The 13758-nt window shown below is 43.6% G+C and carries 11 protein-coding genes and 1 pseudogene; 3 read left to right on the top strand and 9 right to left on the bottom strand.

From position 1 onward, the window contains the following. Nucleotides 1-136 precede the first annotated feature (136 nt). Nucleotides 137-1318 carry an MFS transporter gene (locus tag R7M92_RS14870; RefSeq protein ID WP_318133724.1) on the bottom strand — a complete coding sequence of 394 codons (1182 nt, stop codon included), beginning with the start codon at nucleotides 1316-1318 and terminating at the stop codon, nucleotides 137-139. Nucleotides 1319-1477: 159 nt separating this feature from the next. Between R7M92_RS14870 and R7M92_RS14865 the strand changes: the two genes are divergently transcribed. Then, the gene (locus tag R7M92_RS14865) at nucleotides 1478-2362 is read left to right on the top strand and encodes a LysR family transcriptional regulator (protein ID WP_005377338.1); all 885 of its coding nucleotides are present in this window, start codon (nucleotides 1478-1480) and stop codon (nucleotides 2360-2362) included. A 115-nt stretch (nucleotides 2363-2477) separates the two neighbouring features. Here the strand turns inward: R7M92_RS14865 and R7M92_RS14860 are convergent, their stop codons facing one another. Both R7M92_RS14860 and R7M92_RS14855 read right to left on the bottom strand, forming a co-directional pair. Then, a complete protein-coding gene (locus R7M92_RS14860; protein ID WP_086046771.1) occupies nucleotides 2478-3383 on the bottom strand; it encodes a TIGR03571 family LLM class oxidoreductase in 906 nt (301 codons plus the stop codon). A 132-nt stretch (nucleotides 3384-3515) separates the two neighbouring features. Next, entirely contained in the window at nucleotides 3516-4421 is a 906-nt protein-coding gene (locus R7M92_RS14855) for a LysR family transcriptional regulator (RefSeq protein WP_005377343.1), read from the bottom strand. Nucleotides 4422-4533: 112 nt separating this feature from the next. Here R7M92_RS14855 and dkgB point away from each other — a divergent pair, with 112 nt between their 5' ends. Then, complete coding sequence (gene dkgB / locus R7M92_RS14850; RefSeq protein ID WP_318071958.1) at nucleotides 4534-5334, top strand: 2,5-didehydrogluconate reductase DkgB; 801 nt, start codon at nucleotides 4534-4536, stop codon at nucleotides 5332-5334. A 198-nt stretch (nucleotides 5335-5532) separates the two neighbouring features. On the opposite strand, the gene R7M92_RS14845 is transcribed toward dkgB, so the two are convergent. The 6 genes and pseudogenes from R7M92_RS14845 to R7M92_RS14820 form a co-directional block, all read right to left on the bottom strand. Beyond that, nucleotides 5533-6225, bottom strand: coding sequence for an SDR family oxidoreductase (locus R7M92_RS14845; RefSeq protein WP_318133722.1), 693 nt, complete (start codon nucleotides 6223-6225; stop codon nucleotides 5533-5535). Nucleotides 6226-6331: 106 nt separating this feature from the next. Further along, nucleotides 6332-7030, bottom strand: coding sequence for an IclR family transcriptional regulator (locus tag R7M92_RS14840; protein ID WP_318133719.1), 699 nt, complete (start codon nucleotides 7028-7030; stop codon nucleotides 6332-6334). An 87-nt stretch (nucleotides 7031-7117) separates the two neighbouring features. Then, nucleotides 7118-9087: pseudogene (locus tag R7M92_RS14835) on the bottom strand (diguanylate cyclase domain-containing protein). A gap of 186 nt (nucleotides 9088-9273) precedes the next feature. Beyond that, nucleotides 9274-9627 (bottom strand): DUF2750 domain-containing protein, encoded by a 354-nt coding sequence (locus R7M92_RS14830; protein WP_005377352.1) that lies wholly within the window; start codon nucleotides 9625-9627, stop codon nucleotides 9274-9276. Nucleotides 9628-9802: 175 nt separating this feature from the next. Next, nucleotides 9803-10417 (bottom strand): OmpA family protein, encoded by a 615-nt coding sequence (locus R7M92_RS14825; RefSeq protein ID WP_005377354.1) that lies wholly within the window; start codon nucleotides 10415-10417, stop codon nucleotides 9803-9805. A 2-nt stretch (nucleotides 10418-10419) separates the two neighbouring features. Beyond that, complete coding sequence (locus R7M92_RS14820; RefSeq protein WP_017821962.1) at nucleotides 10420-11730, bottom strand: TolC family outer membrane protein; 1311 nt, start codon at nucleotides 11728-11730, stop codon at nucleotides 10420-10422. A gap of 400 nt (nucleotides 11731-12130) precedes the next feature. Here R7M92_RS14820 and R7M92_RS14815 point away from each other — a divergent pair. Beyond that, the coding region (locus tag R7M92_RS14815; protein ID WP_318133717.1) for a cadherin-like domain-containing protein at nucleotides 12131-13758 on the top strand (1628 nt) is incomplete at its 3' end.

Below are 13758 nucleotides of genomic sequence, written 5' to 3'. Positions count from 1 at the left end.
ACCAGGTAGAACGTTTGTTTTACCTAAGGGTAGAATAAACTTTCTACCTCAGTCAATGGTGTATTTAAACTCTGTATTGAAAGCCCGACGTAATGCCGGGCTAACTTAAGTGATTTTTATCGATTCGGAACGTGAATCAGTGTGCCGTTGCGTGCTGCTCTCCACGCTTGTCTAGCATTCCGCTGAAACGGGTTAGTAGTAGAGCACCTAATACTACGATCGCGCCAATCCAAGGTGTGTGCATCAGCCCAGCATTGGCCACGATAAGGCCACCGCCCCAAGAACCCAGTGCAATACCTACGTTAAATGCAGCAATGTTGAGACCAGAAGCGACGTCGACTGCATCAGGTGAATATTTCTCTGCTAGTTTGACAACATAAACTTGAAGTCCTGGAACGTTACCAAAGGCAAAGGCACCCCAGACAAGAATGGTCACTACTGCAGAAATTGGATTAAATGCTGTGACACTAAACACGAGCAATACCACAATTAGGCCCGAGAAAATCGCTGTCAGAGCTTTGATTGTCCCCATAGAGTCGGCCATCTTTCCGCCCCAGATGTTGCCGAATGCGACCGATACACCATAAACCAACATAATTAGGCTGATAGCGCTAGAGCCAAACCCCGAAACTTCTTCCAAAATAGGAGCCAAGTAAGTGAAGGCTGTGAACGTACCACCGTAACCGAGCGCGGTGATTGCGTACACCAAAAGTAGACGAGGCTGAGTCAAGACTTTTACTTGCGATGACAGCTTGGTTGCTGGTGGTTGTTTCAGATTACTCGGCACTAGCAGAGCGCTTCCTATCAGTGCGATGATTCCAAGGATCGCGACGATTAGGAAGGTTGCCTGCCAACCAAATGTCTGGCCAATCCAGGTGCCAAGTGGCACGCCCGTCACTAGAGCTACGGTCAGACCGGTAAACATAATAGCAATTGCGCTAGCGGCTTTTTCTTTTGACACTAGGCCAGTGGCGATAGTCGAGCCGATCGAAAAGAACACACCGTGTGCAAGCCCGGTCAGTATCCTTGCTGTAACTAGAGTGTTGTATCCAGGTGCTTGCCAGGCTAACAGATTGCCAAGAACAAACAGTGCCATAACAGAAAGCAGAACGTACTTTCTTTTCCAGTTACCAGTCAGCGCTGTTAAAACGGGAGCACCAACCGCGACACCAAGTGCGTACAGGCTAACTAAAAGACCCGCTGAAGGTAATGATACGTTGAGGTCGGAGGCCATAGTCGGTATCAGACCGACAATTACAAACTCCGTGGTTCCAATAGCAAAGGCGCTAAGCGTCAATGCAAGTAAAGCTAAAGGCATAACAACTCTCTCTTATAATCATTGAATATGAATGGATAAACGAATAGCCCGTTTCCATGTCGTGTATTATTAAAGAGTTATTCGTTGCGAAAAATGGTGTTTATTACAAAATACTTTTGCTATAAATGATGGAAATGCGCAATTAAGAAAGGGGATGAAATGTTAACCCGATCAGATGAATTAGAGATTCTCATGGCAGTTGTGGATAGTGGTGGATTTTCTTCCGCTGCTGATGCACTAGGTATTCAAGTCGCTAGGGTATCTCGTGCGGTTAGTAAAGTTGAATCACAGTTGGGGGTAACCTTGCTGAATCGCACGACACGCAGAGTGGAAGTTACTGAGGAAGGGCATCAGTTTGTTGAAGCGGTTCGCTTAGGTTTACTACAAATACAGCAAGCTGAAGAAGAGATCATCACACGAGGTGAATTACCCAAGGGGCGCTTAAGAGTTGATGCCGCTAGCCCATTTGTTTTACATCAACTCGTGCCGTTAATTCAGCCATTTAAAGAGGCTTATCCTGATATTCAGCTCGATCTTACCTCTAATGAGGGTTTTGTGGATCTATTGGAAAAAAGAACCGATGTGGCGATACGTATTGGACGATTATCGGATTCAACACTGCATGCTAAACCTTTAGGAACAAGCCCACTATTTATCGTTGCCACGCCTGGTTATTTATCTAAACGAGGTTTCCCTGAAGCGGTGAGCGATTTGCGCAGTCATAACTTGATCGGTTTTTCTGGCGCTAAAGTGTTAAATCAGTGGCCATTACGAGGGTTTGAGATGATAGAGCCTGATATCCTATCCAGCAGTGGTGAAACGGTTAGACAGTTAGTGCTGGCAGGGAACGGCATTGCATGTTTATCTGGCTTTATGGTGAAAGATGATCTTGATTCTGGACGGTTAGTGGCATTGTTTGAATCGGAAAAAATCACAAATACTGGACGAGAACAGGTCAATGCTGTGTTCTACAAATCTTCTTCAGTCTCTAAGCGTATTTCCGCGTTCATCGACTTTATTCAACCAAGACTTACTTTAAAATAACACTATTATTGTTGTTTTGACAAAAGAGTTTTGTCGTTATTGCAGCTTTTGTTTTTCCAACTGCCAAGCCTAGCGTGCCACCCCTTAGTAAGGTGGCACATATTTTTATTTGCTCTTAGTTAAAGCGTGGCAACACGTACTGAGCGATCTGTTCCATTGATTTATCAATTGGTTGGCTATTACGACGGAAATGCAACCCGATGTGATTGACTCCTGCTTCTTGCATTTTTTCTAGCTCATCGCTCAAGCCATTGACTCCGGCCTGGATACCAAAATGATGCCGAACGACTGGTGCATTTGGGTTATCGACTAAATCAAGATGAATAAAGCTGGCGTAGGGTTTGTTTCCCGCTACGGAGCGCCAAAGTGCAACGCGGTGTTCATGATCATCAGGTGTGCCTGGGTAGGCGAGCCAGCCGTCTAGGTTTTCTCCTATCCATTGTGGACTTTGCTGCGCTAACCCTGCGACATAGATAGGAATATCAGCAAACTCGGGTAATAACTGTAGATCGTTACCCAGCTTATCATTTTGCGTATCTTTCAAAATCTCTACACTTTCTCGAAAAGCTGAGCCACGGCTGTCAAAGTTAGCGTTAAAAACGGGATATTCACTAGGACGGTCTCCACTAGCCACACCGAGTATCAGGCGGTCACCACTTAACTCGTTGATGGTCGCAGCGGCTTTTTTTACTAGCCAAGGTTGTCTTAACGGTAATACTATCGCTGCTGTCCCTAGTAGAATGTTGTCAGTGCACGCAGAGAGATAGCCAAGATAACTGAACGGTTCATAAATTTGTGCCGCGTCTCCAAAGTTAGGGTCGTACAACGGGACATCTCTCACCCACGCTACGTTAAAGCCTAACTTATCGGCTAACATAATACGCTGTTTATGTGCACTCATGTCTGGTACGCCGAACGGTTTTCGTTGGAGCAGGCGTTTTTTCTGGCCTTCTTGGGTCCAGTCATTATCTAGGGGGAGCTCAACCCCGATGGTGAATCTGTTACTTAAATCTTTATGCATTATGAAGCCTGACTATTACTTTGAGTACTAGGAGGCAAGGTGCCTCCCTGATATTCAGGACACTATGAGATTTTTGTTGTGAGAAAAAGCGGCTAAAAGACAAAAGTGTTTTGCCACAAACAGCGGTGGTCTTTAAAGGAACTGGTGGTTCTCTACCTTGATTTCTTGCTTGATGAAGTCAATAAAAGAGCTGATCCGGCGTGAGGTACTGGCATTTTTGTAATACACCGCATGAACGGGCTGTTCGACATTATGCGTGTGTTCACTAAGCACGCCCACTAAGCGACCAGCTTGTCGGTCAGAGTAGGTCATAAAGTCAGACAGGCAAGCTATCCCCGCACCATGTAAGGCTAAACATCTTAGCGTCTCGCCATTATCAGATCTTAGGCTACTCATAATACGCAGAAGTTTGTTCTTATCATCCATGATCGGCCATTCCTTAAGATACTCCGGCTTGTTGAATCCAAGTAGCTTGTGATTGAGTAACTGATCTATTGAGGTTGGAGTACCATGTTGTCTTAAATACTCTGGACTCGCGACGATTCGAATCCGACTTTTACCAAGAAATATCGCGCGCATGGTTGAGTTTTGTAGCTCACCGATACGAAAAGCAATATCGGTTTTTGTTCCCAAAAGGCTAATATTTTCCTCATTGGAATTGAGATCGATTTCGACTTCTGGATACAAGCTCTGATATTTAGCAATGTGCGGCGTTAGTACGTGCAGTAAGAAGGGGGTAGCTGCGTTTATTCGTAGGAGGCCAGAGGGCTTATATTTCTGGCTTTTCAGTTGTGCTTCGGCATTCTCTACTGCTTCTACAATATGTCTGACTTTATCGAGGTATATCGTTCCTTCATTAGTAACATCTAACTTACGGGTTGTGCGATTTAACAAGGTCGTTTCGAGTTTGGCTTCTAGCCGAGATACCGATCGACTCACCGCCGAGACGGTCATCGATAACAGTTCAGCCGCAGAGCTGATTGAACCCGTATCGACCACGGCCATAAAGGTGCGCATTTCATCTAGAGTAGCTTTCATTGTTGAATATATTTCAAATTAGATTTGAGTATTGTTAACTTTACGGAAAGTTTCTTGCGGCGTAAAGTTTTGCTTCGAATCAACTATAAAATCGATAATTCAGGAGATTTAGATGAAAGTACCATCATTTGGCGTCGGCACGTTTCGTTTAGAGGGTGAAGTAGTTAAGGATTCAGTCCGTAATGCGTTAGAAGTGGGTTACCGCGTAATTGATACTGCACAGATTTACGGTAATGAGGCAGAAATCGGTGAAGTATTGACACAGTCCGGTATTGCACGTGATGAGCTATTCATTACGACCAAGATCTGGGTTGATAACATGAACACGGAACAACTCATTCCAAGTCTAAAAGAGAGCTTAGAAAAGCTAAATACAGATTATGTGGATTTGACCTTGATCCATTGGCCTGGCAATAACAATAACTTGAACGAATACATGGCTTCATTACTTGAAGCTAAATCGCAAGGGTTAACCCGTAATATTGGCGTATCCAACTTTAATATTGACTTGTTGCAACAAGCGATAGAAGTGGTCGGTAAAGAGAATATTGTTACTAACCAAATCGAGCTTAGCCCTTATTTGCAAAATCGTAAGTTGGTCAGCTTCATGCAGGAAAACGATATTCAGGTAACGTCTTACATGACCTTGGCATATGGGAAAGTACTTGGGGACCCAACTATTGCAGGTATTGCTGAGGACTATCAGGCCACGCCAGCTCAAGTCGCGCTTGCTTGGGCTTTGTCAAAAGGTTACGCGGTGATCCCGTCTTCAACTAAACGAGATAATTTGGCAAGTAACCTGAAAGCACTTGAACTTAATCTGAGTGAAGAGGCGATTGCTAAGATAGATGCGTTGGAAAGAAATGGCCGCGAAGTAAACCCTGAAGGGCTAGCGCCTGAGTGGGATGATTGAGTGAGTTTCACGGGAAATCATTGCCTAAATGACACCTCTGCAATCGCTGACTTCCTCAGCGTTTGACGGTAGTACAACACCACAGACGATAACGGCTCGCTTGTCTGACGATAGTGCGTGCTTTTATCTTTTTGGCCTATTGGTTTATTGTATTCTCCCGGCCTTCAATTTGGCCGGGAGACGTCATTTAGAGATCATTTACCATTCGATTGTAGAGCCATCAAATACGCGGAAGCTTCCGGATTGCTCAAGTGTTAGCTGTTCTGCGACCGAAACAATACCAGCAACACTTTCCTCGGCAGAAAAGGTTGCGTCCTCACCGCCCATATCGGTTTTTACCCAGCCGGGATGAACTGCGACAGTTTTTACTCCTTGCGATTCGAGATTGCGTGCTGCTGATACTAGAACCTGATTAAGCGCTGCTTTAGATGCTCGATAACTGTACATGTTACCTGAACTGTTATCGCTTAAACTCGCAACTCGGGTTGAGATTCCCACGATGGTTTTGTGCTGACTTTTCGCAACGTTGTCTTGTAGGGCTTGAATTAGCAGGGCAGGTGCGACGGTATTTATGTTTAGTACTTCTAGCCATTTTTTCTGGGTCATTTCGCCAAGCTTTGCACACTCTTCGCCTAATACACCTGCATTCAGAATTAAATGATCGAGCGGACGCTCCGCTAATTGAGTGGCTAACTGATCGATATCTTGTTGGTTAGTGACGTCTAGAGCCATCAGTTGAAGTTGATTGGGTTGGGTTACTAGTTCATTGAGCTGCTTAGCATTTTCTGGTGAACGACAAGTTGCGATAACTTGCCAACCTTTTCCAAGGTAGTGGCGGACAAATTGCAAGCCTAAGCCACGGTTAGCGCCAGTGATTAATACAGTAGACATCGCTTCTCCTACGTTGTTGAGTTGAACAACGACCATATTAGAGGCGACGTATAAGCATGTAATCAAAACAGTATAAAAATGGCCTAGGATTCGACATTGTCAAATCTTAAAGTTTGAGAAAGATGCTGGCAAAGTGTTTTAGCCTAGTGACCGTCAGTTCGGAGGCAGCACCGCTAACACCTGCAACAGCAACGAATTTGCCATCCAAGTAAAGGGGGATCGCTAAGCAATTGAGGTTTGGCTCTGCCTCTTCTAAATCGAGTGCGTAACCTGATAATACAACCTGATTAAGTTCAGTTTCTAACGTGGGGGATATTTGGTTTTCAAGGCGTAATGTTCGACGAAGCTCATCATCAAAACTAAGAAAAACTTTGCCGATCGCAGATGTTGTGAGTCCTTCTCGTTTCCCTCTCGGGCTACGGATAGTAAGAGGGTTATCCTGCTCTATAGCATCGATATACAAGTACTCTTTAGCGCCACTTTGTACAGCGAGGTAAGCTGTGTTGTTAGTCATTTGGGCCATTTTTTTCAGCAATGGAACAAAATGTTGTCGGATAGCTTCGTTTTTTTGTTCAATCGGCTTAGACAGTTCATAGCATCTAAACCCTAGGCTGTAGCTATGGTTGTGTTTGGATACATATCCAAGAGAGTGTAGAGTCGCAAGTAACCCGTGAACAGTCGTCTTATTTAACTGGATCGCATTACTGATCGTCTGTAATGATAGGGGAGACTCACTCATCGAGAGCAACTCGAGGATTAGAAAACCTCGCTCTAGAGACTGAATGTTTTTTCTTGCCTTGGGCACAAAGACTCCTTGATGATGGTGTTGCATCTGAATGGCTTACTGATGCTTCCACCTATAACAAACCACTACGCTGGTGGTTTGGTTTTATTAGAGAATATACTCAGCACTTAAACTGATCGGCTCGTTGTATGCGTCCACAAGGGAGTTTTTTCCTTGCTTCTTAGCATTGTATAACGCTTGGTCTAATATCGAATAGAGCTCATCAAAGTTGGTGAGTGGCATTGAGGTTGATAAATAGGCCAGACTCGCAGATATATTCAATTGATGGTTATTAAGCGAATGTACACTCTTTTCTGAAATTGTTTTATGCAGACTTTGTATTCTAAAGGGAACGTCAATCTCATCGACGTTTTTCAATAGCAAGATAAACTCTTCTCCACCTAAACGACCCAAGAACTCTCCCTTATTAAGTTTAGCTTTAAGCGCTTTGCATACCTGTTGTAGTACTAAGTCGCCAGTCGGATGACCATACTGATCATTAATCGCCTTAAAGTCATCTAGATCGATTAATGCTAGAACGTAGCGGAAGTCTCCTTCAGCTTTGGAGGTTTGGCTTTTAATCGTCTCTATAATTGCCGCTCTGTTTAATGCACACGTTAAGCTGTCTATTTTGGCTTTTAGGCGTGTTTGTCGCTGAACCATCAATGCCAGAGCGAGGAGAACTAATAAACAGAAAACAACAAAATTATAAGTGCGTTGTTGGTCTGTGAGTTTTTCAAACTGGTACTGACTTAGAAGAGTTTCGTTGTTCAACTGCGCGACTTGTAGATCATATTCATACTCTTTTTTAGTGAGATCTAGTGCCTCTAATGCCTTGATATTACTCGCGTCTCGGTTCGTTAGTTCAATCGTCGAGTAGGCCTTGTGATGCTCCAGCGCCTTTTTGTAATCATTTTGAGCTTGGTATGCTTTTGAGAGGAGTAATTGGGCTTGCGCTTGCAATAAGGGCCTAGCGTTTTTTACCGCTAATCTTAACGCTATTGTACTGTGTTCAATCGATTTTTCGGGTGTCTGGTTCTTTAAATATGCCAATCCAGCAGCCAAATGACCCTCTGTTTCAAGGTGCGTATTCTCATAAGTTTGGGCAATGTTTAATGCTCTTCCAATGTAATCTACCGCGGTATCCAATTGCCCAGAGTCGGCCAAAGCAGCAGATAACCCTAAATAGGTCAACCCTTGCCCGTATGGGTAATGAAGTTGTTCGAGAATCGTTAATGCATTTTTGTAGTGGCTGATGGACTTATCGAGTTCTTTGGATTTTCTGTACATCGCTCCTAGACTATGTTCGACTTGCGCAACTTCAGAGGTGTCCCTTCATCTTGGCGAACCAGTAAGGCTTGAATGAGATATTGCTCTGATTGTTCAAATTGCCCCAGCTCTGCAAGTAAATTGCCGACGTCATTGTAAATCCCTGAAGGATCGCTTTGCGTCGACATGTTGGCCATCAACTGTCGATACAAACTTAAGGCTTTTTCATAGTCACCGCGGTAATTGTAGTTATTTGCTATCACGCGCAAAGCAAGATCAACAGGGAAGTTTTCTTGATGCTTATGATTTAAGTGGCTCTCTAAGGATGAGCAATAAAAGTTTGCTTTGTGATAACGACCTTGTTGATTCAGCGTATAACAAAGTTGATAGTTCATCAGAGCCTTGCCTTCGGAATCGGATATTTTCTTCATTGTCTGTCGCAAAGAAGAAAAGCTATCTACTGAGGCCTCGTAACTACCATGCTTACGTTCATTTAAGGCAAGAATATATTCTGATTCTAATTGAGAAAAATGGTTGTCTAAGACTTGACTGCTGCCGTAGTAAGGCTGATTTATGTTTGACATATATTCATAAATCAATCCACTTACGTAGAGCTTTTCGCTGTCCGATTTCGCTGTATGGTAGCGATCTTGAAGCATGCTCAATGCCGACTCAGGGTTGCTTCGTAGTGTGGTTTGGTAGACAGAGTGCCACTGTGTGATATTTTGGTTTGGTTCAATATCTTGAGTGTCGCTTGCATATACTGGAGTGAGCAAAAGTGACGCAAGCAAGGGATAGAGCACGCGCATGTTTAAACGAGCCTTTAATTTAAGGTGCCTTTAAAGTTGAGTTATCATAGCGCTTTTAACGCATCAGCGTTGTGATTAAGTTGGGTGTACTAAGAAAAAGAGCAGTAAAACTATGCACTTGGTCGAGATATTGAAAGAAGAGGCATAAAAAGAAAGACCTCAACATAAAGTTGAGGTCAGAAATCTTTAATCAATGTAAAGCTTTGCTAGATCTTGAGGCTCCATTTCTTTGCCTTCTAACTGATCGTTCCAGTTAGTTCCAACAAGAACACCATCTTCAGCAAGAGTCAAAAGCCAATCTTCAACAAAGATATCTAATGGGATTTCTAGTACAGTAAAATCTGCCCATTCTTCAACATTATGTGCTTCTGCATCTTCTTTAGAAGACCAGAAAGGCATGACTTCGCTGTTTTCGAATTCAGTTGAATCGCAAGATAGCCAACCTTCTTCATTGCGTAAACCCCAAACCAATTGGTTTTCTTTCGTTTCTGCAACAAAAAGGTCAAGGTTCGCTTGGATATCTGATGTAAGTTTGCTCATTTCAAAACTCTCGTTGTTATGACGTGGCTAGAGTAACACTAAAGTGCCGATTCCTAAAGCATAATACGGTTGTCGAAATGAGTAAAAATAAAGGAGCCGAAGCTCCTTTTCTGAGGTTAAGTATTCACTCGTTTTTGTTTGCTTTATGCTTGCAGAGCAAACAAAAACAGGTACTTTACCTTTCTGGAAGAGTTGTGAATATTGTCCACTCTCTTTTTATCTCGCCTTTGTAACCAACGACTGATGCGGTTACTCGACGATTTAAAGCATGGCTGACTTCATCGGTCCCTTGTTGTGCTAAGTGAGTGTCACCAAAACCAACAATGCGGACTCTACTCGGTTCGATGTCGTAGCTAAGTAGGGCTTCACGGACATTGCGTGCTCGTCTTTCAGAAAGATCTTGGTTATGCTTTGAACCACCAACTTTACTAGCATAGCCGTGCAGCTCTATCGAAGTAGTAGGGTACTCTTTTAAAAAGTCGGAAAGCTCTCGGACTTGTCTTCTGAAGACTGGATTGATCTCATCAGAGTCGTTAGCAAAAAGTATCCGCACTTGCATGTTATCTGATGCTTTAATGTATTCTCCACAACCGTCGTTGTCGACCTCTGAGCCTTCAGGTGTACCTGGGCACATATCTCGAGCATTGATGACACCATCGTTATCGTCATCTTGCAAATCTGCTATTTGTTCTGCATTTGGTACAGGACGATACTCATATTCGTCTTCAGCAACAACGTGTTGAGTGATGGCGAGCATACCCAATGCAAATAGAATCTTCACTGGTTTCATGATCAGTACTCCACCTTTTCATTCCATTCTGTAGGTACATCGACACGCAAGGCATTTAACAATTGTCCTGTCGCGTTCATAACGCGGTACTTGGCGTACTGCTCTGAGTATCGAGCATCCAAGTAGTTCTTTCTCGCTTCGAAAAGTTCGTTTTCAGTATTTAACAAGTCCAGCAGAGTGCGTTTTCCAATGCGATACTGCTTTTCGTAGGCGATGACAGTTTCAGAGGCCGAATCTACGTGATCCGCTAGGAACTCTTTTTGTTGAAGTGTTAAATCTAACGCACTCCAAGATAGACGAAGACCTTCTTCTACTTGGCGGTATGCACGTTCTCTTAGGTCTTTTGCTTTATTTAGTTGGTAGGCAAAACTTTCAGCGTTGGCTACGTCACTACCACCGTTAAAGAGGTTGTAACGCATGCGCAACATCGCTGTTGTCTCTTCGCTGCTTCCTTCAATACCGCTTGCATCATCACGCCATGTTTGAGCCGCTTCTACCGATATCGTTGGGTAGTAAGCTCCCTTAGATTGCTTGTATTGGAACTTTGCAGAGTCCACATCAGCTACCGAGATTTTGATTACTGGGTGTGACTCGAATGCCAAGTCAATCGCTTCATCGATGGTGTAGGGAATAAAGTTTTGGTCCGCTCTTGGGAAAATCAATCCTTGTGGTGACTGTCCAACAAGGCGTGTAAAGGTGGTGTGGCTGTCATATAAGTTGTTCTGAGCTGCCACCAAGTTACCGTGAGCCTTTGCTAAACGAGCCTCTACCTGGGTTAGGTCTGCTGTAGAACCGATACCTGAGTTAACTCGCTTTTTAATGTCTTCATAGATCTTCTTATGCACTTTCAAGTTATTCTCGGAAAGTGTAAGAATTTCATAAGCTTTTACTGAGTCTAAATAAACTTTCGCGACCTCTAGAGCGGTGTCTTGGGCATCAGCTAGAAGTTGATAACGGACCGATTCAGCATCAGCTGCTGTTCGATCCATATCATTAAGTGTCGCTGAGCCATCCCATATTAGCTGGGTTAGTGTCACGGTGGCTTCTTTTCTTGTCAGGTCGGTTGAATCTCGCCCTGACTCTGCGGGTTTGATTCCTTCGTAACCGATACCGGCATCTAAGTCTACGGATGGGAGGTAAGCACCACCAGATGCTTCATTCACATACTGCTTGCTAACGAATTCATTGAACGCACTTTTGATGTCAGGATTGGTTTTTAATGTGTTTTCAACCGCTTGCTCTAGCGTTTGCCCAAACGCATGACTAGCGGTGAACATACCAATACAAAAGGCGTTGGCACGAGTCCACTTCACTGTGATTCTCCTAGATAATGGTAAAAATTCTCGAGGTGATAGGGCTTATAAGTGGAATACTTATAAGGGCGTCAATAATTTAGCGCACAATAACATTAATATGCGATGAAGTAACCTGTTGATTCGCTGTTCATTTGTTTCAATTTTGATAAATCAACCTACTAAATCTCCCTAAAACTTGAATTAAGATCTCAAATTAAAGATGGAGGTAATGGCTAGAAACGAGTGTCCAGATTTTAATAAAATAAAACACTTATGCGTCTGGATTCTTATTGATGTATGACACATAATTACTTTATTGAGCATCAAATTGCTGTTATTGCACTATATATTCGGGCAATATATAGCAAATTAGTATTGTTAGTCAAAAACTTGACAGTTATTTAGGGTTAAGGTTTATATGGATCGTACAGCATTAGTGCCACTCGGTAATCAAGTCGTCGTAATAGGTTTGGATGGGCAGCTGAGAGTCCTTGCAGAAGGACAGCAGCCTCTACCAGGTGAAGTGATAGTGGCAATGACAGATGCTGCGCCTCAAGACCTGAAAATTCAGCTTGCTCAAGAGCAAGGTTTAAAAGATATTTCAGACGATGTAGCACAGATTATTAGTGCTATTGAGCAAGGTCAAGACCCTTCTGCTATTGATGAAGAACTCGCACCTGCAGCGGGTGAAAATAGTGGCTCCAGTTTGCAAAATAGTGCCACGATTGTACGAGATGGTACTGAAGTGCTAGCCTCAACAAACTTTGAAACTATTGGCCTAGAATCCCTCGGCTTATCTGAAACACAAGCGTTGACCTTAAATGACTTCTTCACAACAGGTATCGAGACAAGTGGGGATGGCTCAAGTAAGCCACTTACTAATTCTCCAGTGACATTAAGCGCTGTTGAGGAAGATAGCGATCCAATCACGATAACTACTGAAGAATTACTATCTAATGTCAATATTGATGATGCCGATACTCTTGTCATTACAAACGTCACTATTGAGAGTGGGAATGGCACCTTAATTGATAACAGCGATGGATCTTGGACTTACATTCCAGAGGCTGATGATGACACTGAAGTGTCATTCTCCTATGACATTATTGATAACGATGGCGGTGTTATTAATGGCACTGCTAACTTAGATATTACGCCTGTTAATGACGCGCCAATAGCAACTAATGATGCGATTCAAACTGACGAGGATTCCCAGGTTGTAATTGATGTGCTCGCTAACGACAGTGATATTGAAGGTGATGATTTAATCATTACCTCTGCTTCTGTACCAGAAGAGCAAGGTATCGTTGAGATTATCGATGGTAAGCTTGTTTTCACTCCGGCCGAAAATTTCAACGGTAATGCAACGATTAGCTACACCATCACAGATGGTGAGTTAGAGGATGAAGCTCAAGTTTCGGTAACAGTAAACTCAGTTAACGATGCGCCTATTGCCTCTAATGATACAACAATTACAGAGGAAGATAGTTCAGTAACGGTTGATGTCCTGCCAAACGACACCGACATTGATGGCGATACGCTGTCTATCCAATCGGCTTCCGTACCTGAAACACAAGGTACAGTTGAGATCGTTGATGGAAAACTGGTCTTCACACCGGCTGAGAACTTCCATGGTGACGCTGAAATCACTTACACCGTGACCGATGGTGCACTGACTGACCAAGCGACGGTCAACGTCACCGTGAATGCGGTGAACGACACGCCTGTGGTTGAAAGCAGCATTACAGACCAAACCTTGGCGGAGGACTTTACGCCATACAGCATCGATCTAAATACGGCTTTCAGTGATGTAGATAACGTGGATGGCGATCTGAGCTTCAGCGTTGCTGGCAACAGCAACATTCAAGTGGCGATCGTCAACGGTATTGCTACGTTCACTCCAACCGCGGACTGGAACGGCTCAGAAGCATTGACCTTTACTGCTACCGATCCAAGCGGTGAAAGCGTTAGCCAAACGGTGAACTTTACGGTTGCGCCTGTGGCGGACATCGTGGCAGATAAAGCGACGGTTGTGGAAGATACGCC

The organism is Vibrio sp. Vb2880, from assembly GCF_033337975.1.
GTDB classification, from domain to species: Bacteria; Pseudomonadota; Gammaproteobacteria; order Enterobacterales; family Vibrionaceae; genus Vibrio; species Vibrio alginolyticus.
The sequence above is the reverse complement of the archived record's forward strand: the minus strand, read 5'-3'. Positions and strand labels throughout refer to the sequence as shown.